This window comes from Ruminococcus sp., assembly GCF_017549005.1.
GTDB lineage: Bacteria > Bacillota > Clostridia > Oscillospirales > Ruminococcaceae > Ruminococcus.
This window is the reverse complement of sequence record NZ_JAFYYT010000040.1, coordinates 80239-102714: the sequence shown is the minus strand read 5'-3', so window position 1 is coordinate 102714 and position 22476 is coordinate 80239. Positions and strand designations below refer to the sequence as shown.

The following is a 22476-nucleotide window of genomic DNA, read 5'->3' as shown; positions in this document are numbered from 1 at the left end:
ATATCATTCTCAAACGATGTAAGACATGAAATAAGCACATCTGTGAACGATAAAGACAGGCGTTTTGCCTGCCTTTATGGTATGCTGCTGTTTTGCAGAACGCTCACAAGCGGACATATATGCTTTCAGAGTGAGAGCAGGACTTCCGCAGAGCTTTTCAGCGGACTTTTTGAAGCTGTTTTCAAATATAAGCCCGAATCAGGCGAGCATACAAGAAAAAACGGGGCGGTTCTCCATACCTGTGACGTGTACGGAGAAAAAGCAGCCGCCGTTTTTCAGAAATACAGATTAGCTGAAAACAAAAGAGAGATAGATTCCGAGATTATTGCAACAAATAGTCTCGGAGTTTTTACAGCAGGGATATTTCTTGCCTGCGGAAGCGTTAACGACCCGTCAAAGGAGTATCACCTTGAATTTGCCTGCCCTGAGGAGGGACTTGCAATACAGCTTATGACGCTTTTAAGCGATATAGGCGTAACGGCAAAAACAGTTCTCCGCAGGGGGCAGCATATAGTATATATCAAGGGCAGCGAGTCCATCGAGGATACGCTGACCTTTATCGGTGCGTCCCAGTGTACTCTTGAGCTGATGAATATGAAGATATACAAGGATATCCGCAATAAAGCCAACAGGATAGCAAACTGCGACGCTGCAAATATCGACAAAGTCGTTAAGGCGGCCATGAAGCAGATAGAGGATATCAAGCTTATCGACCGTGCTGTAGGACTTGATACTCTGTCCGAAGAGCTTCGTGAGGTAGCTCAGCTCAGGCTTGACAATATCGACATGAGTCTACAGGAGATAGGGGAGTCTTTAAGCGAACCCATAAGCCGCTCTGGAGTCAATCATCGTTTCAAGAAGCTTGCAAAGATGGCAGATGAGCTCAGAAACGGAGGTGCAGTATGAGAGCGGACGAGTTTGTAAACCTTCATGTACATACGGAATACAGTCTGCTTGACGGTGCCTGCCGCATAAAGGAGCTTATATCCCGTGTAAAAGAGCTAGGACAGACGGCAGTAGCCATAACCGACCACGGCAATATGTACGGAGCCGTTGAGTTCTGGAACGCTGTAAGAGCTCAGGGGATAAAGCCAATCATCGGCTGCGAGGTATATGTTGCAAGGCGTACTCGACACGACCGTGAGCCGAAACTTGATTCTTCTCCCTATCATCTTATACTTTTATGCGAGAACAACGAGGGCTACCGCAATCTTGTAAAGCTTGTCTCATATGCGAGCATAGAAGGATTTTACAACAAGCCGAGAGTTGACGTTGAACTGCTGAAAAAGTATCACGACGGACTTATCTGTATGTCAGCCTGTCTTGCAGGCGAGGTTCAGAGACTTCTAACCGACGGCGAGTATGAAGCCGCAAGATCAGTTGCGCTGAAGTACAGGGATATATTCGGTAAAGACAATTATTACATTGAAATACAGAACCACGGCATTAAGGAGGAAGTAAAAAATCTTCCTCTTCTTTATAAGCTTTCGGCGGAAACAGGTATTCCTCTTGCTGCTACCAACGACTGCCACTACATAAATAAAAAAGACTCGGAAATGCAGAACGTTCTGCTTTGCATTCAGACCGGAAAGACTCTTGACGATCCGAACGGTATGAAGTTCGGGACTGATGAGTTTTATGTAAAATCAGCCGACGAAATGGCGGAACTCTTCAAAGGTCATGAGGAAGCCGTATCAAATACAAGGCTTATTGCGGAACGATGCAATGTTGAGTTTGAGTTCGGAAATATAAAGCTCCCTAAGTTCACCATAGACGGAGTTGACGATAACAAGCAGTTTTTCCGCAGTCTCTGCCGCAAGGGCATGTTTGAAAAGTACGGCTCCGAGCCGTCGGCAACAGTGACTGAGCGCCTGGAGTATGAGCTTGATATTATAACGAAAATGGGCTATACCGACTACTATCTTATAGTTTGGGACTTTATCCGTTACGCAAGGGAACATGATGTTCCTGTAGGTCCGGGAAGAGGCTCGGGTGCAGGAAGTCTCTGCGCCTACTGTATCGGTATCACAGGAATAGACCCTATCAAGTTCAATCTTCTTTTTGAGCGTTTTCTCAACCCTGAAAGAGTAAGTATGCCTGACTTTGATATAGATTTTTGTATCGATGGCAGACAGAGCGTTAAGGATTACGTCGTAGAGAAGTACGGAAAGGACTATGTTTCAGAAATAATCGCATTTGATACTCTGAAAGCACGTGCTGCTGTGCGTGATGTGGGCAGAGTTCTCGGCGTATCGTACCAGTTATGCGACAGTGCCGCAAAAGAGATAGACCCAAGAGCAACTTTGAGCGAAGCTCTGAAGGAATCTGAAGAACTGAGCGGTCTGTACCACTCCGACAGGACAATGCGGAAGCTTATCGACCTTGCAATGCAGCTTGAAGGTATGCCTCGCCACGCTTCAACTCATGCAGCCGGAGTTGTCATATCCGCTGTGCCTCTGAGCGACCTTGTCCCTCTTCAGAGGAACGATGATACGGTAGTGACTCAGTATACAATGGGAGTTCTTGAGTCCCTCGGACTGCTTAAAATGGACTTCCTCGGACTGAGAAACCTTACAATAATAAGGGATACGGTAAGGGAAATACATAAAACCGAGCCTGATTTTGATATAAACAGTATACCTATCGATGATAAGGGCGTATTTGAGATGATGTCGGAAGGGGATACGTGCGGGATTTTCCAGTTTGAGAGCGAGGGCATGACAGCAAGAGTCATGGAGCTTCGTCCGGAGCGGCTGGAGGATCTTATCGTTGTTATATCCCTTTACCGTCCTGGACCGATGAAATCCATACCTATTTACATAGAAAACAAGAAACACCCCGAAAACATAACATACAAGCATGAACTGCTAAGGGAAATTCTTTCCGATACATACGGCTGTATGGTGTATCAGGAACAGGTAATGGAGATATGCCGAAAGCTTGCAGGTTATTCCTACGGCCATGCGGACATCGTAAGACGTGCAATGGCTAAGAAAAAGCACGATGTCATGCTTAAAGAGCGGGAAAGCTTTGTAAAAGGAGCTGCCGATAACGGAGTTTCCGAGGATATTGCAAATTCTGTATTTGACGAAATGGTAAGCTTTGCCTCATACGCATTCAATAAGTCCCATGCGGCTGCTTACGCCTATCTTGCGTATCAGACAGCATATCTTAAATATCATTACCGCGGAATTTACATGGCTGCGCTTATGTCCAGCGTTATGGGAATGAGTTCAAAGCTTTCGGAGTACATAGATTCCTGCCGCGATTACGGTATTGAGATACTTCGTCCCGACATAAACAAGAGCAACAAAGGCTTCACATTTGTTGACGGAAAGATGTATTTCGGACTTCTTGCCATTAAAAACGCAGGAAGCGGTCTTGCAGACAAGATAATCAACGAAAGGGAAGAAAACGGAGCCTTTTTCAGCTTGCAGAACTTCTGCGAGCGTATCGGCGGACGCGAGCTCAATAAAAAAGCCCTTGAAAACCTCATAAAAGCAGGAGCTTTTGACGGTTTAGGCCTCAATCGCAGGCAAATGCTTGAAAGTTATGAAGCATTGTTTGAAATGGCAGGCTCGAGTTCGAGAGGGATCATCGACGGACAGCTCAATTTCCTCGAGGGGACCGATACTACTGAAATGAATATCCGTATCCCATTCAAGCCAGAATACGAGCACAAGGACATACTTGCCCTTGAAAAGGACGCTACCGGTATGTATCTCAGCGGTCATCCTCTTACGCCTTACGGCTGGATAGGGGAGCTCATGCATACGCAAAAGATAAGGGAGATCAATTCGCTCGGCGCAGAAAGCGATGGAAAGTCTGTAAAACTCCTGTGCTTTGTTGAAAGCATGAAGCTTCACGTCACAAAAAAAGGCGATAAGATGTGCTTTGTGAACTTTGCGGACGAAACGGGAGAGGCAGAGGGGGTTGTATTCCCCGATCTTTTCCTTGTCAGCGGACAAAAGCTGAAAAATGACTCGATAGTGATCATAAACGGTAAGATCTCCGTCAAGGACGACCGTATAACTGTTATATGCGGAGCTATTACTGCCGAAACAGAGTTTGAAAGCCTTATATCCAATATGAAGCTTTGCGTGAAAACTTTATCTACCGAAACAGTGTTGCGTCCCGAGCTTGTTGATATCTGTTCGCGGTATGAGGGAGATACGGCCGTTTGCTGTTATCTTACCGATGTAAGAAAAACTGTCGTTCCGCGGGCAAAGCTGAGCCTGAAGCTTACAAAAGAGTCATATGAAGAGCTGAAAAAACATTTCACAGCTTCGCAGATAGGCCTTATATAGCAGCAGATGGGCAAAATATCAGTTTTAACGAAAAAAATCATTAATACTCTTGACATTTTTTACACAAAGTAGTAAAATATAAGAGTATGGGATTATTTCGCAGATGATCTGCGAATTAAAAATATTTGCCAAGTGCAGAATGGAGAATATTTATGATCAAGAAAATCGGTGTTTTAACAAGCGGCGGCGACGCCCCGGGAATGAATGCCGCAGTAAGAGCTGTAGTTAGATCGGCTCTCAGCAAGGGGATGGAGGTCTACGGAATCCGCAGAGGTTATGTAGGTCTTATCAATGGCGATATCATCAAAATGGATGAAAGAAGTGTTTCTGATATTATTCATAGAGGCGGAACTACTCTTTATACAGCTAGATGTCCCGAATTCAGAACAGCAGAGGGCGTTGCAAAGGGCAAGGCTAAGTGCGATGAACTCGGTATCGAGGGACTTGTAGTAATCGGCGGTGACGGTTCGTTCAGAGGAGCTGCTGATCTTTCTGCACAGGGTGTGCTTTGCATCGGTATCCCGGGAACTATCGACAACGATATTGCTTGTACAGATTATACTATCGGCTTTGATACAGCTATGAACACAGCAATGGATCTCGTTGACAAGCTTCGTGATACAGCTCAGTCTCATGACAGGATCTCCGTTGTTGAGGTAATGGGCAGAGGCGCAGGCCACATTGCAGTTAATACTGGTATTGCCTGCGGTGCTACAGATATAATTACAAAGGAAGTTCCTTACGATATAAACGCTATCGCAAACACAATGCTTGCAAAGAAGGCAAAGGGTAAGCAGAATTTCGTAGTTATCGTTGCAGAGAGTGTTGGCCATTCCGAGGAGATCGCCAAGATGCTCCAGGAAAAGACCGGTATCGACGCAAGATTTACAATACTCGGCCATGTTCAGAGAGGCGGCACACCTACAGTACGCGACAGAGTTGAAGCTACAAGAATGGGCTACTATGCAGTTGAACTTCTCGAGCAGGGTATCGGCAACCGTGTTGTTGGTATCAAGGACAGCAAGCTTGTTGACTACGATATCCAGGAAGCTCTTTCAATGCATAAGGATTATGACGAAAAGCTTCACCACATTGCAGAAGAGATCGCATATTAATGTTATAAAATGCACCTGTTTTTCAGGTGCATTTTTTCACGAAAAGCTGGTTTTTATGATTTTGTCGGAGAATCTGCTCGAATACACCCAGTTTTCAATATGATCGTCCGCGATAAAATAATCATACTCGGGAACAGGAGCTCTCTCACAGCATATATCGACGATTATAAGCTTTATTTTCATCTTTTCGGGAATAATAGCTTTTATGTATACACTGACGCTCTGTCCTATCTTTATATCGTCATACGGTTCGGTAAGACCAGCAAGATTCGGTGAGAGCTCAACGAATACTCCGTAGCTCTCGATGGAGCGGACTATCCCTGGTACTGTCTCTCCGATGTTGAATTTTGAAGCATTCTCGTCCCATGTTCCGAGAAGCTCCTTGTGTGTGAGGTTTATTCTGCCTTTTATATTATCTGTAACGACTGCTTTTATTTTCTGGCCCGGATAGAATCTGTCCGACGGGTGAGAGATACGGGATACTGACATAGCATCAATAGGTATAAGCGAGGGAATACCACAGCCGATATCGACAAAGCTGCCGAACTGTTCAAGATGAGTTACTGTTGCGTCGATAATGTCACCTTTTACGAGCTTTGATACAAATTCAGCCTGACATTCCTCCTGCGCCGCTTTTCTTGAAAGTTGAGCGGTTATTTCTCCGCTGTCAGAAAGCGTGAGACTTGCTATCTTGAAGCATACGATTTTGTTTACCCGTGATATCAGCGCGATATCACGGGTAGTTCCTTCTTTTACGCCTACAGCTCCCTCTTCGCGCGGGATTATGCCTCGTCCGCACGGGAGATCAACGATAAGGTCATGACTGCTTGTGCAAAGTATTACCTTTCCTTCAAGGGTGATGTTCCTGTTCATTGCTTCGGAAAGTCCGGCGGCTGTTGAGATATACTTCTGATTGGAAGTTGTTCCGTAAATCGTTCCTTCGGGTTTGTATTCCATGTTTGTACCTCCGTTATCTGACTTTGATATTCAAGTCTATTCAGAGTGAAGGTATAATATTCTACTGTGCGAATCTTATATTTGAGCCGCCCATTGCATTAAGGACTGAGATTACATTGTCTACAGCAGCACTTCCGCATACGATGCAGGCTGTAGTAGTCCTGTTTCTGCGGCGCGAAACAGAAATATCTTCCGAAACAGGCGAACTGATTACATCTGTAAGGTAATTTGAATGAGAATTATAATAAGCCGGTATAAGTGAAAAAGCTGATGAACGACTTGTTCTTGCCTGGTTTTTACCTATCCTGTGATACATCATTTTGGCTGAATACACGTATTCTACGCTTTCTCTCAATCTTTTCACCGCCATATGGGCAAGCTCGGGAGACTCGAAATCAGCTGTAACTCTTGAGATCATATTTATATATCCTTTCTAATTTTTGTATGTGTTCAATATGATTGATTGGCATTTTTTATTATTTTTCACCAAAATGAAAAAAATATACCTCGGAAATATTGATTTGAAAGTTGATTTGAGGTATAATAAAAATGTTCGATTTTTATTTTTTCGTTTAAGGGGGGATACTTTTTTGGATATCAGAGCCGGAGATATTCTAACAATGAAGAAGAATCATCCTTGCGGCGGCAATGAAATGTTCGTTTTGCGCTCAGGAATGGATTTCAGACTCAGATGTGTGAAATGTTCGAGGGAATTCATGGTCCCGCGCAACAAGATAGAAAAAAGTATCCGCACTGTCAAGCACGCCGATGAGGGTTAGCCGACTGCAACATTAACAGTAATTATTTTAGCTTTAAGGAGAATACCTGATGTTTGAAAAGCTTGCAGTTATGGAGCAAAAATATGAGGAGATAAGCGAAAAGCTCTCCGATCCCGATATCGTTAACGACAATAAGCTGTATACTCAGCTGATGAGGGAGTTCAAGACAATGACTCCCATTATCGAAAAGTACAGGGAATACAAAAAAGCACAGAGCTCTTTTGAAGAAGCAAAGGAGCTTCTTGACGGCGGCGGACTTGACAAGGATTTCAAGGAAATGGCTCAGGCGGAGTTTGACGAGTCGAGAGAGGCTATGGAGAATATAACTCAGGAGCTTAAAGTCCTTCTTCTGCCCAAAGACCCCAATGACGATAAAAGCGTTATTATTGAGATCAGAGGCGGCGCAGGCGGCGAAGAGGCTTCGCTGTTCGCAAATTCTCTGTATCGTATGTATACAATGTATGCCGAGACTATGGGCTGGAAACAGGAAGTCCTCAGCGCCAACCCCACAGAGCTCGGAGGCTTTAAGGAGATAAGCTTCTCCATTGAAGGTGAGGGAGCTTATTCACGCCTTAAATATGAAAGCGGTGTTCACCGTGTACAAAGAGTTCCCGAGACAGAGTCTCAGGGACGTATCCACACTTCAACAGTAACCGTGGCGGTCCTCGTCGAGGCAGACGAGGTCGAACTGGAGATAAATCCCACGGATCTGAAAATAGACTATTTCCGCGCAAGCGGTGCAGGCGGACAGCATATAAATAAAACAGAGTCCGCTGTAAGAATAACTTATCTGCCTACCAATACGGTGGTGGAGTGTCAGGACGAAAGAAGTCAGCATAAGAACAAAGATAAAGCTATGAAGATTCTGCGCTCGAGGATTTACGAGGCTATGCAGGAGGAGCAAGACGCAAAGATCGCATCGGAAAGAAAAATGCAGGTCGGTACAGGCGACCGTTCCGAGAGGATCAGAACATACAATTATCCGCAGGGACGTCTTACGGATCACCGTATAGGTCTGACTATTTACAGACTTGAAGACATCCTTAACGGAAATCTTGATGAAGTGTTTGATGCGCTTGCGACTGCCGATCAGGCTGCCAAGCTCGCAAATCAGGAAGCGTAGTTTTTATGGATACAGTTTTACTAAGTGATAGTAACAATGAGCTTGAAAAAGCGGCTGATTTAATAAGAAACGGTGAGATAGTCGGTATACCTACGGAGACAGTCTACGGTCTCGGTGCTGATGCGTCAAACGAGGACGCAGTACGCAGAGTTTTCGAGGCTAAGGGCAGACCTGCGGATAATCCGCTGATAGTTCATCTTGCGGATTTTTCACAGGCTAAGGACTACACAACATCTATTCCGGAGCTTGCGTTTGAGCTTGCAGAGCGCTTCTGTCCGGGACCTCTTACAATGGTGCTCCCTAAGAATGATAGGATACCTATGATAACATCAGGCGGACTTGATACAGTTGGTATCAGAGTCCCGTCCCATCATGTCATGCACAAGATAATCGAACTTTCCGGCAGACCTATAGCTGCTCCGTCGGCTAATACATCGGGCTACCCGAGTCCCACCTCTGCCGAGCACGTAATGCGCGACATGAAAGGAAAGATCGCAGCAGTCGTAGACGGCGGAAGCTCTGAATTCGGCGTTGAGTCTACTGTTATATCCATTGAGGGCAGAAGCTCAGTAAGGATACTCCGTCCCGGCTGTATCACAAAGGAAATGCTTACGGAGCTTTGCAGCGAGGTTATTATCGACCGCGCGATACTTCATGAGCTTGAAGCGGGACAGAAAGCTGCTTCTCCTGGAATGAAGTACAAGCATTATTCGCCTAAAGCTGATATAATTATGGTAGAGGGCGATCTTGAAAGCTTTATATCTTATGTGGGCGCTCACAACGGCGATAACGTTTTTTCTCTTATTTTTGACACAGACAAGGATAAGTTCCCTTACAGGTATATGACTTACGGAAAGGACAGCTCCGAACAGGCACATCTGCTGTTCCAGAGACTTCGTGAGCTGGATGACGCCGGTGCAGGGAAAGTCTATGTCCGCGCTCCTGAAACGGAAGGAGTAGGGCTTGCGGTATATAACCGTCTTATCAGGGCGGCAGGATTCGAGGTGATAAGGATATGAACAGTTTGAACGGTGTTATGGTCGTCGGACTTACCGGACAGACAGGTGCAGGAAAGAGCACAGTCTCAAAGATATTTGCCGCTAATGGATTTGCAGTCATTGACGCTGACCGGGTAGCACGAAAGATAGTAGAAAAAGGTACTAAGTGCCTTGACGAGATATCTGATCTTTTCGGTCAGGAAGTTATCAACGAGGACGGCACACTCAACAGAAAAGGGCTTGCAGGGATAGTTTTTTCAGATAAATCCAAGCTTGAAGCTCTTAATACCATTACATATCCTTATATTACAGGAGAGATCCTCCGTCAGATACGTGTTCATTCACTGAAAGGGGAGAAGCTCATACTTCTTGACGCTCCCACACTTTTCGAGAGCAGAGCTGACGATTTCTGCGAGATCATCATTTCTGTACTTGCCGATGCTGATATCAGGGAGAAAAGAATAATCTCACGTGACGGTCTCACTGCCGAACAGGCAAGAAGAAGAATGAACTCTCAGCTTGACGAGGAGTTCTTCCGCAGTCATTCCGACTATATAATCAGGAATAACGGCGGTATGGACACCGTAAACGGTATTGCATGGGAAGTTTCGGGAAAAATAAGGGAGCTTTACTACAATAAGCAGATGCCTGCAAAGGCGCAGTAAATTTTATAGTATATGATGTATATTTTCGGAAGGGAGTAATTTATCATGGCAGAAAAAAAGGACGCAGTAAAAAAGCTTAAAGAAAAGCTTCTTGTGCAGCGCAAGAATGGATATCATCTTATCTCCGACAAAGAACTCAAGGCTTGCGATAAGTTCTGCGAGGGCTACAAGGACTTCATGAACAAGGCAAAGATAGAGCGCGAAGCTGTTATTTATTCTATCGAGCTTCTGAAGAAAAAGGGCTTTGTCGAGTATAAAAAGGGCATGACCCTGAAGGCAGGGGATAAGATATACCGCAATAACCGTGGCAAGTCCGTAATCGCTTCGATAATCGGAACAGCCCCCATTGAGAATGGCGTAAGACTGTGTGCGGCTCATATCGACTCTCCGAGGCTCGACCTCAAGCAGAACCCGTTATACGAGGATACGGAGCTTGCGCTTTTCAAGACTCATTATTACGGCGGTATAAAGAAATATCAGTGGACGACTATCCCGCTTGCACTTCATGGTGTTGTAATAAAGGCTGACGGAACAAGTATATCCGTTAATATCGGTGAAGATGACAACGATCCTGTTTTCTGTGTGACCGATCTGCTTCCTCACCTTGCAGCTGCACAGATGCAGAAGCCCCTTGCAAAGGGTATCACAGGCGAACAGCTCAATATCATTATCGGGTCGCGTCCCTTCAAGGACGACGAGGAGAGCGGTTCTGTAAAGCTTGCGATAATTGATATTCTCAATAAGAAATACGGTATGACCGAGGCTGATTTCATATCGTCAGAGCTTGAAGCGGTTCCTGCATTCAAGGCAAAGGATATAGGCTTCGACCGCAGCATGATAGGCGCATACGGCCACGACGACAAGGTGTGTGCATATCCTGCGCTTATTGCAACTGCTGAATGCAAAAAGCCGAAACATACTGTAGTAACGATACTTACTGACAAGGAAGAAACAGGTAGCGACGGAAACACAGGTCTCCGCTCATCATATCTCGAATATTTCATTGCGGATATAGCCGAAGCTCTCGGTTCTGACGGAAGAACTGTCCTTTCTGCTTCCGAGTGCCTTTCTGCTGATGTTAACGCAGCTTTTGACCCGACATTCCCTGAGGTTAACGAGCGTAACAACAGCGCCTACATCAATCACGGTGTAGTCGTTACAAAATACACAGGTGCTCGTGGAAAGGCTGGCACTTCTGATGCTTCTGCCGAGTTTACAGGCCGTGTAAGAAGGCTTATGGACTCCAAAAATGTAATATGGCAGACAGGAGAGCTCGGCAAGGTCGACGAGGGCGGCGGCGGAACAGTTGCAGCATATATCGCAAATCTTGATGTTGATACCATTGATCTTGGAGTTCCCGTGCTGTCAATGCACGCTCCGTATGAAATAGTTTCAAAGCTCGATACCTACATGGCATACAAAGCATTTGAAGTATTCATGGCTGATTAAAGTCAAAGCTCCGTATGAAATATACGGAGCTTTTTATTTCAAAAGATATTATAAATTATGTCTGCGATGTAAATAACTTACTTAAATTAGCAGTAATTAATATAGCATATAAAGACATAAATATTTTATATTTGCAATATATTGACCTCTATGCTATAATAACATATGGAAAGTCATTCTTTCATAAATGACAATCTCATATCCCCTTATTAAGAATGAGAACCTCCCCCCTAATGGCTCTCATTCTTTTTCTATCCATATTTGTTTAAAAGATATAATTATATATAGTATAGAAATCCCCGACCAGTGGTCGGGGATAGGTTTTATATTTCAAGTCCTTCGATCATATCGGCGTATTCATAAACAGTCCTGATACAATCTGTTATGAGAGTACTGTTTTCGCTTGCCTTGCGATAGATTATCATATCGCGGTTAAGATTGTTAGCGTATGAGCACTTCCTCAGCACAAGGTCATTATAGCGAAGTATACTCTGCGACATCGGAGCTACCCACATATATGCGTCCTTGACTGTTTTCAGCATACTTATCTGAGTTCCTCTGTCATAGATATATATCTTTTTAGTGGACCTTTTTTCATCGTAATCCTGATTTATGGAAGCACGCCTAACCATTTCGGGCTCATCGTCTCCATGGATTATCTCAGGATACTGTGAAAGAAGCTCAAACGGGATATCCTCATACTTTGCAAGCGGATGATCTGATTTTATAACGATCTGAAGAGGAAACTCCATAATGGTCTTGCCTACAAGATTCCTTGCTTTAAGGCGACTCTCGATCATTTCAGCATATGTGCTTGGAACACGGATAAATCCGATATCATACTTGCCTGCACATATATCCTCCATTACCTTGGCAGTACTGGTTTCCATGATGTGAACTTCTATTTTATCTGTCTTTTCAGAATAATCGCTTATAAGCTTTCCCATGGCGTTTGTTGCATATGTGGAGCGTGCTGAAGCGACCTTGAGCTTGAGCTCATTTTCGGGAATATGAGCGTAATCACGTTCAAGACTCTGCATTTCGTCAACTATAGTCTGGGCTCTTGCGAGAAACTCTTCACCTTCGGTGGTGAGGATCATACCGTTGGGAGAACGGTTAAAAATCTGTATTCCAAGAGAAGTTTCGAGCTCCTTAAGGGCGATACTGATATTAGGCTGAGCCTGATACAGTTTTTTAGCTGCTTTGGTTATGCTGCCCTCTCTTGCTACTGCAATGACATATTCAAGCTGTTGTATTTTCATATGACATCCTACCTCATTTTTAGCAGTATTTTTTACTTATTTATATTATAACACAATTTAGCTGAAAAATCAAGTCTTTAATTGCGGTTAATTAAATAATCTTTTCCCAGCTTAAAATACGTTCCTTCATTTCAGTAATACCAAGTATCCCGTAAGCAAATCCCTTTCTTATAAGCTCTGGAGGAAGAAACTCATCATACTTCTCAAAAAGCGGAACTTCCTTATCGTAAACGAGCTCCATCGGATCAATATCTTTTTTTGCTTCCGAAACCAGAACGGAAAAGAACTCATACGGCTCTGCTTTCATAGTGAACTGGATATAATAGGGACGGCAGGAATCCATTCCTTTAAGGCCGAGCTTATCAGCACATTTAAGCTTAATGAAACGCTCCATTGCGAAAAACGCATAAGTTCCGAGCCAGGGAAGGAGACACCACATATTTCCGCCGAGACATATCAGCGGCGACTCTGTTACTCCCGAATTTTTTGCAGTCTGACGTGCCTGTGCAAGTCTTGCAACAGCATTCTTCATCAGATATGGATAGCTTTTCTCTTCGCGAAGCACATCTCTCATGCGAAGAAGTATCTTAGTGTTTATATCTCCGGGGCAATCACCGAAATATGCAGGGACCTTTCCTTTTATCTGCTCACAGTAGACGAGATGGCGCTTGTGGTCGACTTCTTCAACGATCCAAACATGACCGGCAATGGCAATTTTCTCGCCGGGCGGCGGAGGCATTACTATCGTTCCGAGCTCCTGGGAGCCCCAGCGGACAGTATATTCCTCGTTTTCCTGAAATACAGCATAGAATTTGAAACTGTTTATTATCCTTTCACCTGTTATGCCAACGATAAGTCCGCCCTCTTCAGTGCGCTGTATGTGGTCGATCTCAAGAAGATGCCGGAGCATAATCCTGTAATCATCCTGTGAGATACGGTGAAAATATTTCAGTGTAAGAACCTTTGAAGCAAGCTCGGCGGCAGTCAGCTCGCCGCATGAAGCCAGAGTGCTCATAGTCTGATGATAAAGGAGACTGTAGGGGAGCCTGTCAAGCTTTGGCGGCTCGACCCAGCGTTCTTCGATATAGACCTGTATGAGGGCAATGCCTTGCAGGAGTTTCCACGGTATAGTCTCGGGCAGCATGGAACGCGGCTCAGGGAGCTCTTCACGTATTACAAACCACATTTCGGGCGGAAGATCACGTCTGCCTGTGCGACCCATTCTCTGGAGAAAAGATGATACCGTAAACGGCGCATCGACCTGGAAAGCGCGTTCAAGCTTTCCTATGTCTATTCCAAGCTCCAAAGTGGCAGTCGTGCAGGTGGTCATGTATACATCTTCGTCCTTCATCGCTTCTTCCGCAGTTTCACGGTAAGCAGCAGAAAGATTTCCATGATGGATAAGAAATCGGTCGGGTTCATGTTTTGCTTCACAGTATGAGCGGAGAGTAGTAGTGACAGCTTCACATTCTTCACGGGAATTGACAAAAACAAGGCACTTTTTCCCTCTTGTATGCTCAAAAACATAGCCCATGCCTGCGTCGGCGTTCTGAGGAGCTGTGTCAGTCTTTTCTTCAAGCACTGGAAGAGCAGTTCCGTCGTTTTTCTCATCGGGCTGATTCTGCTGACTAATGTAGAAATGTTCCATAGAGAGCCGCCATTTAACACCTTTGGACTCGATCTTTGGTATAAACGTCCGTCTTTTTGTTCCGTAGGAAAGGAACTCTCCTGCAGCCTCAGGATCGCCTATGGTAGCCGAAAGACCTATCCTCCGCGGATCGGCTCCCGCCATTTTGCAGAGCCTTTCTATAAGACATATAGTCTGACCGCCGCGGTCGCCTCGCATAAGGGAGTGTATCTCGTCGATAACGATAAATCGCAGGTCGCTGAAAAGCTTAGGGACGAGAGCGTGCTTTCTCAGAAGCATAGCCTCCAGTGATTCGGGAGTTATCTGTAGTATCCCCGAGGGATTTTTTAGCATTTTGTTTTTATGGGACTGTGCAACATCGCCGTGCCAGTGCCATACAGGTATACCGGCTTCTTCACAGAGCTCGTTGAGCCGCGTGAACTGGTCGTTTATCAGAGCTTTCAGCGGACCAATATATACAGCTCCGACGGAACGCGGCATATCCTCTGAAAAAAGGGTAAGTATCGGGAAGAAAGCAGCTTCTGTCTTTCCGGAAGCGGTAGATGCTGTAAGGAGGACATTATCCTCGGTATTGAATATGGCGTCGCCTGCCGCAGCCTGTATTGCTCTCAGTGATTCCCAGTTGTTTCTGTAAATGAAATCCTGTATAAAAGGCGCATATCTATCAAAAATACTCATTATTACGTACCTTATATCTCAAATTCAGCAAATTCCTCGTCGGCAGAAGCTTCAGACAGGGGAGCAGAGAAGCTTAGCGAGTCGGATTCTATCAGTTCACTTATATTTATATCGGGATTCTGATATATAATATCCAGCAATTCAATAAAATCACGTATCACCTCACGGGGAGTGATATGGCTGTCCGAGCCGATACGTCCGAATTCAAGCTTGATGAAGTTTATCATATCTTCCTGAGTTATTTTCTGTTCATAGTCAAAAAGCTGTGAGTGTATATCGGCAAGCTTTTCCGTGAGAACTGTCATTTCTTCGTAATTCAGAGGCGAAAGGTGTATCACAGGCGCAAGCATATCTTTCAGCCCCTCGCGTCCGAAACGTCCCTCGGCAAGTCTTGACCTGAGTGCTTCATAGCTGTATACTCCGCGGCGAGTATCTTCGATACACTGTGGGGTTCCGCCCATGATTATGCCTATATACTTGGCTTTGCCCTGCAATGTGTCGTTATACATGGTAAGTATCTTTTCGTAGTTGTACTGACGTGTGATACTGTTGGGTATCTTGTAGATGTTAACAAGCTCATCAACGAGGACAAGAAGTCCGTTATAGTCTGCTTTTTTCAGAAACATAGCAAAGAGCTTGATATATTCGTACCAGTCATCGTCAGTGATGATAATATTAACTCCGAGGTCTGCTTTGGCCTCGGTTTTTGTGCTGTACTCACCGCGGAACCACTTGATTACCTTAGTCTTTTCCTCGTCGTTTCCGTTAACTGCTGCATTGTAATATATAGTGAGAAGTCTTGCGAAGTCAAAGCCGTGTACCATTTCATTCAGAGAATTGATGACTTCAAAAATTTTCTTCTCAACAGCCTTTGAGAACTCGGCAGTATCTGCGGAAAGCCCTGTTTCTGCCGCAGTTTCGCTCTGGATATTGCTTATCCAGCGGTCGAGTATAAGAGAAAGTGCTCCTCCATCGGGACGTGTCTTTGTGGACATATTCCGTATAAGCTCCTTGTATGTGGCAAGTCCCTGACCTTTTGTGCCCTGTAAGCGCCTTTCGGGGGAAAGATCGGCGTCAACAACGACAAAATTCCTGTCCATGACATGGCTTCTTATAGTTTGCAGCAGAAAGCTTTTACCGCTTCCGTATTTTCCGACGATAAATCGGAAGGAAGCTCCGCCGTCCGCTATTATGTCAACATCGTGCAGGAGGGCGTCTATTTCCGTTTCACGTCCGACAGTTATGTATGGCAGACCTGTTCGGGGCACAACGCCGCCTTTCAGTGAATTGACAACGGCAGAGGCGATTCTTTTGGGAATTTTCATTATTTACTCCTTATGAAACATTTCTTTGAGTTCGTCAGTGTAATCTTCGATAAGCTGAGGTATATCTTCGGAAAAATCAATGATATTGTCAGAAAAGACCTCGAACATCTTTTCATTTATGGAATCTGCAAGTATTGACGGCATTTTGCCGCATTTTTTTGCAGCGGCTGCTATATCTCCATTGTAAAGCAGAGCGATAAGGAACTCTTTCTCATCGGCTTCAAGAGGAGCGTTATCTGGAATATCAGCAATTTCGTGAGTTTTCTCAACCTCAGCAGCACACACTGTATCTTGAGCTTCTTCTTCGTCCACAAGAAGCTTTTCACGTGTGATATCAGCCGCTCTACGTATTCCGCTCAGCTTTGAAAGATCAATAGTTATTTTTCTTGCTTCTTTTCTGTGAAGTTCTTCATAATACTCGTCAATAACGTTTTGTATGAGCTTCAAAGTCGTTTTTGAAACATCGGTACATGACAACTTATGTCTGAAATCCTTTTTTTTTCGCAAAAGGCTGTCGACTGCCTTTACAAGGTCGCCAAGTCTGCCGTTCCTGCTGCGGTTTCCGTATATTTTTCTACAGCTCCATTTGCCGTTTTTACAGGTATAAGTGTGTATTTCACTGAGGGAATATTCGCAGCTCCGGAGAGACTGTCTGTCGTAAAATACGGCTGACTGGAACATATTATGGCTGCATTCGACTATATTGCCAAAGAGCTTTGTAAAAAGCGGAAGCTTGCGTTTTTCACTGAAAAATTCAGATATTTTTATGAAGCTCCTTATAAGAACTGTCCTGAATTCATCAGGGTATGAAACATAATAAAGAGATCTTTGGAATTGATAGGACGATAGCTCGGATATAGCTTCAAAAAGCTGATCATCAGAACGCTCGTTCCAGTGCATGAGAGTCAGCAGCGCTTTATCGTGCCTGATATCTGACATATCATTTGCAAGCTCCGGAGAAAGCTCATAATAAACTATAAAGTCAACAAGCCAGCTTTCTGTGTATTTTTTTATGGAATCATCGATCTTTGCATATTCGTCGCTGAAATACTTAAGAAGCTTGAAGCCTTCCTCGGGAGTTTCGGCTCCGATACAGTTCAGAAGCTCGTAAATGTAGATATAAACAAAGGGGAGAGGCGCTTTTTCAATTTTATTCTGACGGACGTTTTTTCGCCAGGTAAAATATCCGCGGAGCTGTTCAACGGAAAGATCCCTGTAACAGGGATAATATTTCGTAAAATCTTCGCTGTAGCTGAAGCTGTCCTCATAATCCTCCATGAACTTGCCCTGTGAATAGAAAAGCCATGCGGAGGTTTTCCAGTATGCCGCAGGGGAGTACATGATATCCTTCATTTCTTTTATCTTTCGGGGAGTGCTGAGAGGTTTCAGCTGTGAAGCGGTGCGGATTATCGGTTCGTCCTTGTATACTCTGTCCTTGAAAGCAAGACTGTTTATGAGCTTCTCGTCCGAAAGAACCTGATCGAGTATTACTTTTTTATCTGACACGTTCACGCCCCCTTTTTATAAGATTTACTATATATTATAGCATATCAAATCAAAAATGTCAAACACTTGTTCGATTTTTGCGGTAAAAAAGAACTGCCGGTTGTCCGGCAGTTCATAAACTTATTTAATGAGCTTCTGATTGTCGCTGTCATGTACTTCGTAGGCGTTTGTATCGACTATATTGTTAGATTCAATGACTTCGCCGTTTCTTTCACTGATGACATAGGCAACGTAGAAGTTGAAAGCTGCAAATCCCATTATTACAAGTCCGATTATGATCCTTATGATCTTTCCGCCCTTGAACGGATTGAAAATAAGAAAAACGGACGAAACAAGAAGTGCGATACCGAATATGAGCTGTAATATCTTCAAGCCCTTTGTAAGCTCCTTGCTCAGAGCCTTTACTATCTGAGTTACAGCAAGAACTCCCAGTATTATTCCTGCGATCACCGACATCTGAGAAGCAATGAATTTTGGGATATATATAACGAGAAGTCCGATAAGCACTCCCACAATGCCGGCAGGAAGAAGCGAACCTCCGTCGCCGAAGCTGCTTATAGCTGTGAAAACGCTTCCAATGATGATAGCTCCGCCGATAATATAGAATACCCATGAAATGACTCCGGGGAAGAATGCGAAAAGAATTCCGCATACCAGAAGGAGTATAGCCTTGATGATATAGCCTGTATTATCTATTTTCATTTTATCACTCCTATCTCAGAACACTTATGTATCTGATCTTCAGCTTACGCAGCAGGCTTGATTTATTATAGAGATTCTCGGAAAGCTGCTCAACGAATTTCAGACAATTTACAGCCTCTTCAGTTGTGGGGGCAGTCTCGCTGAACCTTGTCCTTAGAGCTATATCCGTTAGAGCGCGGAAGCTGTCATTATCGAAGTAGACACCGCCGTGGTAGTGTTCAACTTCATCTGCAAACCTGACATAACTGCTCATTTCACTATGCATATTCATTTCGCCAAGAAGCTTTTCCGCATAAGAGTAGATATTTATAACACGGTCAGCTGCTTTTCCTGTAGTAAGCTTCTGTTTTCTTATCCTGAGTATGATATGTCTTCTTATAACGAGAACAATGAAAGCAAGGATGCAGTAACATATGAATTTCAGAATCTTTTTCAAGCCTTTAATGTAAGGAGAAATCCATTTTTGGAATGTAGTACTTGTTTTATTGCCCTTTCCGGCAGAAGTGTATATATAAGACGTGGATACCTGAGTTGATATTACCTGTGTGGAATGGTCGGAAGAGCTTGTTGAAACAGCGGTAGTCTGTGACGGATCATGTGAAGTAGTTGCCGAAGTTGTAGTCGTTGCAGGATCTGTCGGCTTAGATTCAACGAACGGAGAAGAGTATCCCGGCGTAAACTCATAAGGTACCCAGCCAATATCTTCAAGGTATACTTCAGCCCACGCATGGCTTCGGTTATCCTTTACGTTGACAGTAACAGAGCCGTTGTCATTTTTTTTGCCTGTATTTATGTCGTTTTCGACCACAACATAGCCGGTAGCATATCTCGCAGGGATACCTGCCATTCTTGCCAGCATGATTCCTGCTGTGGCAAAGTGTATACAGAAGCCTTTATGGCTCTCAAGCAGAAAATCGTTGACAAAGTCGTGTGATAACGGAGTTTTTCCGGGATTTAGAGAGTATGCATTGGATTCTGCCATTTTATTCTTGATAGCTTCAAGCACATCGATCTCTTTTGCTGCCGTGCTTATGTCCTGATTATCTACAACATCGGAGTAGAGTGCGTGAACTTCAGCCATTGCCTTGTTATCGGGAACATCAAGGTAAGTTTTGCGAGCGAAGTCATTGTATCTTTTTTTCAGAAGAATTGTAGGAAATCCGTATTGATCGTTTGCGATTTTACGTGAATCAATTGTACCATAAATACCGTCGCAATCAACCATGATATAATCATTGTCCTGCAATAAATCGTTGGATCTGCAGTATTCCATGACTTTAGCGCGGAAATTACTGTCACTTATCAGGTCCGACGGGAAAGATATACGAACCAGATCGGATCTTTCCGAAGACATATGATATATGTTTTTTACTATTGCATCAGAGCAGAAGATATAGTGATTATCGCCCTTTTTCTGATCAAGAGGTTTTTTCAGTGTATCATATATATATTCATTATGTCCTTCGCTTGCAGAAGAAAAATAAGGAACATAAACATAATTTTTTTTCCTGTTGCACGGTTTTATCTCAATATGATTGGATAAAGTCGTGTCTTGTGACAAAGTGTAATTATTCAGCGCAAAATCCTGCGGATAAACTCCGAAGTACTTGAAATCCTCGAATATTTTATCATCATAGGCAGAGGACGGCAGTTCAAACCACTCGTAACTGTCATATTTGGAGCGCCTGTCATATTTGGAGCCCACATATTCCTTGAGATACAATGGCCCCGATACAGGTTCATCAAGAGTAATTGTAAGATCGGTGACGTTTTTGTATCTTATTCGGCTGCTTGTACCGAGCTTGTGGCTGTCATAGTCAAGTTCAACACCAAAAGCATTTATAATACGAGAAATGCTATCGCCAAAGTTGATGAATGAAAAATCCTCAACAGCGTCGGAAATATCACGGCGCTTCTGATTTATGCTGTCGCTTCGTTCATAGTTTGTAAGCTTCATAATGGCTGAAGTTGCAAAAGCTGTCGCCATTACGGAGCAAATAATTATCATTCCGCATTTTTCCGTAACTTTCAGCTTCATATGCCGTTTCGGGAAAAACAGGTTGTTTTTTCGGACAAATCCGCTCTGTCCGCCTGAATATTCGCCAACATCTATGGTAGACATAGCCATTAAAGCAAACCAGTAGGCGATACAAAGCATTCCCCAGAATACAGGGATCTTTACGCCGTTATAAAGACCTATCTCGATTATCGGGAAAGTAACGAGTATCGGGAGCACGGGGTTAGGACGGCATATTGTGAAAAAGCATATAACAATAGCGAGAAGCCACATATAAAAGATGAAAAATGTGGTCACTGCCGGTATCTCCTTGGATATTTCGAGACTCGTGTAATGGTTTACTTTTGAATCAAAAGACACCTTGTAGATAACATTATAAATGAATTTGAAGCCGAGGACAAGGATCGGATCCTCATCTTTCTCCGAAGCCGCCTTATCCACTGAAATATTTTTAAACACAGAAATCAGGAAGACTATCACAGAAGCCCCGTACAGCCACAGCGCCCTGCCGCCAACGACAGAGACCGTAACATAAAAGGCAAGTATGCAGATCCCCGACATGACCACAGCCTTTTTACTGTAATTTATGCCGTACATTCCGAGAAAAGCAATTATAACCGATATAAAACCGATAACAGCTATGACGGAAGAGTATAACTTCCTTAGATTGGCATGTTTTTGCTTGACAGACATTATAATGCTGTCGCTTATTGATATGCCGTTTGAGTTTTGTATGTTCTTTCTTTTCATTATATTTCTATATCCTTTATCGAGGCAGATATCCTGCCGATTAATACAGGGGTAATATTAAGCGATGAAAAAGCAGCGTCGCATTCAGAGATCTTTTTATCAGAGCTTACTACTATAAATGCGTTTTTAATGTCCGCGTCAACGTTTTCATCAATCTCACCGAGAACTTTCTGATCTGCCGCGGAGCTTATATAAGTAAATGAGGCAAAAGAAAGTCCGGAATTGTCGATGAAATACTTTTCGGGCAAAGGACATTCCATATAGTCGGTAAATGATAAAAAAAGCTTTTTGATGAACTTATTCAGGTCAGAGGGATTATAAATATGCTCTTCCGCAAAACAGTTCTGAGAAGCGTCAAAGAAGACAACTGAATGACCTCTTTCATTATCCAGCAGGAATTGTGAAAGAGAAAGAAAAGTTTCAATAACAGTGTCCAGAACAGGCAGGTTCCTTGAATTATCCGAATAAGATTTAAGATCAAGGAACAGAACGCAGGGGACATCAATAGGCATACTGTACTCTTTGACAATGAAATCGTCTTTCTTTGAGCTCAGCTTCCAGTGTATTCTGTTGAGCTTGTCTCCGGGATTGTATTCTCTCAGGTCAAAAACCTCTGAGGGATCATCACCTGCACGATGTTCCGAAAAAATATCGCTTTCTTCGTTCACGCGGTCGGTATACTGTACGATACCGCTTATATCGTGTCCCTCGGGAAGAACATTCACCTCGGTGCTGATACAATCCGCAGCCTTGAACCTGAATATTTTCAACGGGTCATATATATGCAGACATGAGGACTTTATCTTTATGATACCGCAGAATTTGGAGCTGAGTCTGAAAGTGACCCGCTGAGAGTTCCTTGCCTGTATAGGGAGATAGAGGTCAAAAGCCGAGACCTCGTCGTTAAAAATATTATAATACTCTATCTTTGCATCAGCCTTGCCTATAGGGAAGAAGCTTTTATTTGTAACTACGAGTTGAACGGGAAAATCAACGTTTTTTGCAACGCTTTTATCCTTTACAGCAAACTCGATAGAGATACGTTTTTTCGTTATATATGTAATTATGAACATAATTATCGGTAGAACCGCAACAACGACAAGAAGTACAAGTGCGAAGTCCCACAGATAAAGTATGTAGAAAAAGATACATATTATAATAAGTATTATAAACAGAAGTTTCGTCAGAAGCATAA

Annotated in this window: 17 protein-coding genes; 8 read left to right on the top strand and 9 right to left on the bottom strand. The window is 43.7% G+C overall.

All coding sequences use genetic code 11. From position 1 onward, the window contains the following. The 3 genes from whiA (at window position 1) to pfkA (ending at window position 5422) form a co-directional block, all read left to right on the top strand. Window positions 1-906, top strand: coding sequence for a DNA-binding protein WhiA (gene whiA, locus IKW96_RS10750; protein ID WP_296574467.1), 906 nt, complete (start codon window positions 1-3; stop codon window positions 904-906). After that, window positions 903-4307 (top strand): DNA polymerase III subunit alpha, encoded by a 3405-nt coding sequence (locus tag IKW96_RS10745; protein WP_296574394.1) that lies wholly within the window; start codon window positions 903-905, stop codon window positions 4305-4307. The genes whiA and IKW96_RS10745 overlap by 4 nt, the downstream gene beginning before the upstream one ends. Window positions 4308-4459: 152 nt before the next feature. Then, window positions 4460-5422: a 6-phosphofructokinase gene (pfkA, locus tag IKW96_RS10740; RefSeq protein ID WP_296574393.1), complete on the top strand. Its 963-nt coding sequence runs from the start codon at window positions 4460-4462 to the stop codon at window positions 5420-5422. A 36-nt stretch (window positions 5423-5458) separates the two neighbouring features. Here the strand turns inward: pfkA and IKW96_RS10735 are convergent, their stop codons facing one another. After that, window positions 5459-6379 carry a S1 RNA-binding domain-containing protein gene (locus IKW96_RS10735; protein WP_296574390.1) on the bottom strand — a complete coding sequence of 307 codons (921 nt, stop codon included), beginning with the start codon at window positions 6377-6379 and terminating at the stop codon, window positions 5459-5461. A gap of 61 nt (window positions 6380-6440) precedes the next feature. Beyond that, complete coding sequence (locus IKW96_RS10730; RefSeq protein WP_296574387.1) at window positions 6441-6797, bottom strand: hypothetical protein; 357 nt, start codon at window positions 6795-6797, stop codon at window positions 6441-6443. A 172-nt stretch (window positions 6798-6969) separates the two neighbouring features. Here IKW96_RS10730 and IKW96_RS10725 point away from each other — a divergent pair, with 172 nt between their 5' ends. The 5 genes from IKW96_RS10725 to IKW96_RS10705 are packed head-to-tail and all read left to right on the top strand — an operon-like array spanning window position 6970 to window position 11393. Further along, a complete protein-coding gene (locus tag IKW96_RS10725) occupies window positions 6970-7158 on the top strand; it encodes a DUF951 domain-containing protein (protein WP_296574384.1) in 189 nt (62 codons plus the stop codon). Between the two features lie 49 nt (window positions 7159-7207). After that, window positions 7208-8281, top strand: a complete 1074-nt coding sequence (gene prfA, locus IKW96_RS10720) for a peptide chain release factor 1 (RefSeq protein ID WP_296574380.1) — start codon at window positions 7208-7210, stop codon at window positions 8279-8281. 5 nt (window positions 8282-8286) lie between these two features. Further along, the gene (locus IKW96_RS10715) at window positions 8287-9300 is read left to right on the top strand and encodes an L-threonylcarbamoyladenylate synthase (protein WP_296574376.1); all 1014 of its coding nucleotides are present in this window, start codon (window positions 8287-8289) and stop codon (window positions 9298-9300) included. After that, window positions 9297-9944, top strand: coding sequence for a dephospho-CoA kinase (gene coaE, locus IKW96_RS10710; protein WP_296574373.1), 648 nt, complete (start codon window positions 9297-9299; stop codon window positions 9942-9944). Before IKW96_RS10715 ends, coaE begins: the two co-directional genes overlap by 4 nt. Before the next feature lie 45 nt (window positions 9945-9989). Beyond that, the gene (locus IKW96_RS10705) at window positions 9990-11393 is read left to right on the top strand and encodes an aminopeptidase (RefSeq protein ID WP_296574370.1); all 1404 of its coding nucleotides are present in this window, start codon (window positions 9990-9992) and stop codon (window positions 11391-11393) included. A 323-nt stretch (window positions 11394-11716) separates the two neighbouring features. Here the strand turns inward: IKW96_RS10705 and IKW96_RS10700 are convergent, their stop codons facing one another. The 7 genes from IKW96_RS10700 to IKW96_RS10670 all read right to left on the bottom strand — a co-directional run bounded on the left by IKW96_RS10700 (window position 11717) and on the right by IKW96_RS10670 (window position 22474). Next, window positions 11717-12655, bottom strand: coding sequence for a LysR family transcriptional regulator (locus IKW96_RS10700; RefSeq protein WP_296574369.1), 939 nt, complete (start codon window positions 12653-12655; stop codon window positions 11717-11719). A gap of 91 nt (window positions 12656-12746) precedes the next feature. Beyond that, window positions 12747-14981 (bottom strand): DEAD/DEAH box helicase, encoded by a 2235-nt coding sequence (locus IKW96_RS10695; RefSeq protein ID WP_296574368.1) that lies wholly within the window; start codon window positions 14979-14981, stop codon window positions 12747-12749. Between the two features lie 11 nt (window positions 14982-14992). After that, on the bottom strand, window positions 14993-16306 hold the full coding sequence (locus IKW96_RS10690) for an ATP-binding protein (RefSeq protein ID WP_296574365.1): 1314 nt from the start codon (window positions 16304-16306) through the stop codon (window positions 14993-14995). Between the two features lie 3 nt (window positions 16307-16309). After that, window positions 16310-17812, bottom strand: a complete 1503-nt coding sequence (locus tag IKW96_RS10685) for a TerB N-terminal domain-containing protein (protein ID WP_296574362.1) — start codon at window positions 17810-17812, stop codon at window positions 16310-16312. A 120-nt stretch (window positions 17813-17932) separates the two neighbouring features. Further along, a complete protein-coding gene (locus IKW96_RS10680; RefSeq protein WP_296574360.1) occupies window positions 17933-18514 on the bottom strand; it encodes a DUF308 domain-containing protein in 582 nt (193 codons plus the stop codon). A gap of 10 nt (window positions 18515-18524) precedes the next feature. Further along, complete coding sequence (locus IKW96_RS10675; protein ID WP_296574357.1) at window positions 18525-21281, bottom strand: transglutaminase family protein; 2757 nt, start codon at window positions 21279-21281, stop codon at window positions 18525-18527. Further along, window positions 21281-22474, bottom strand: coding sequence for a DUF58 domain-containing protein (locus tag IKW96_RS10670; RefSeq protein WP_296574355.1), 1194 nt, complete (start codon window positions 22472-22474; stop codon window positions 21281-21283). Before IKW96_RS10670 ends, IKW96_RS10675 begins: the two co-directional genes overlap by 1 nt. Between the last annotated feature and the right edge of the window lie 2 nt (window positions 22475-22476).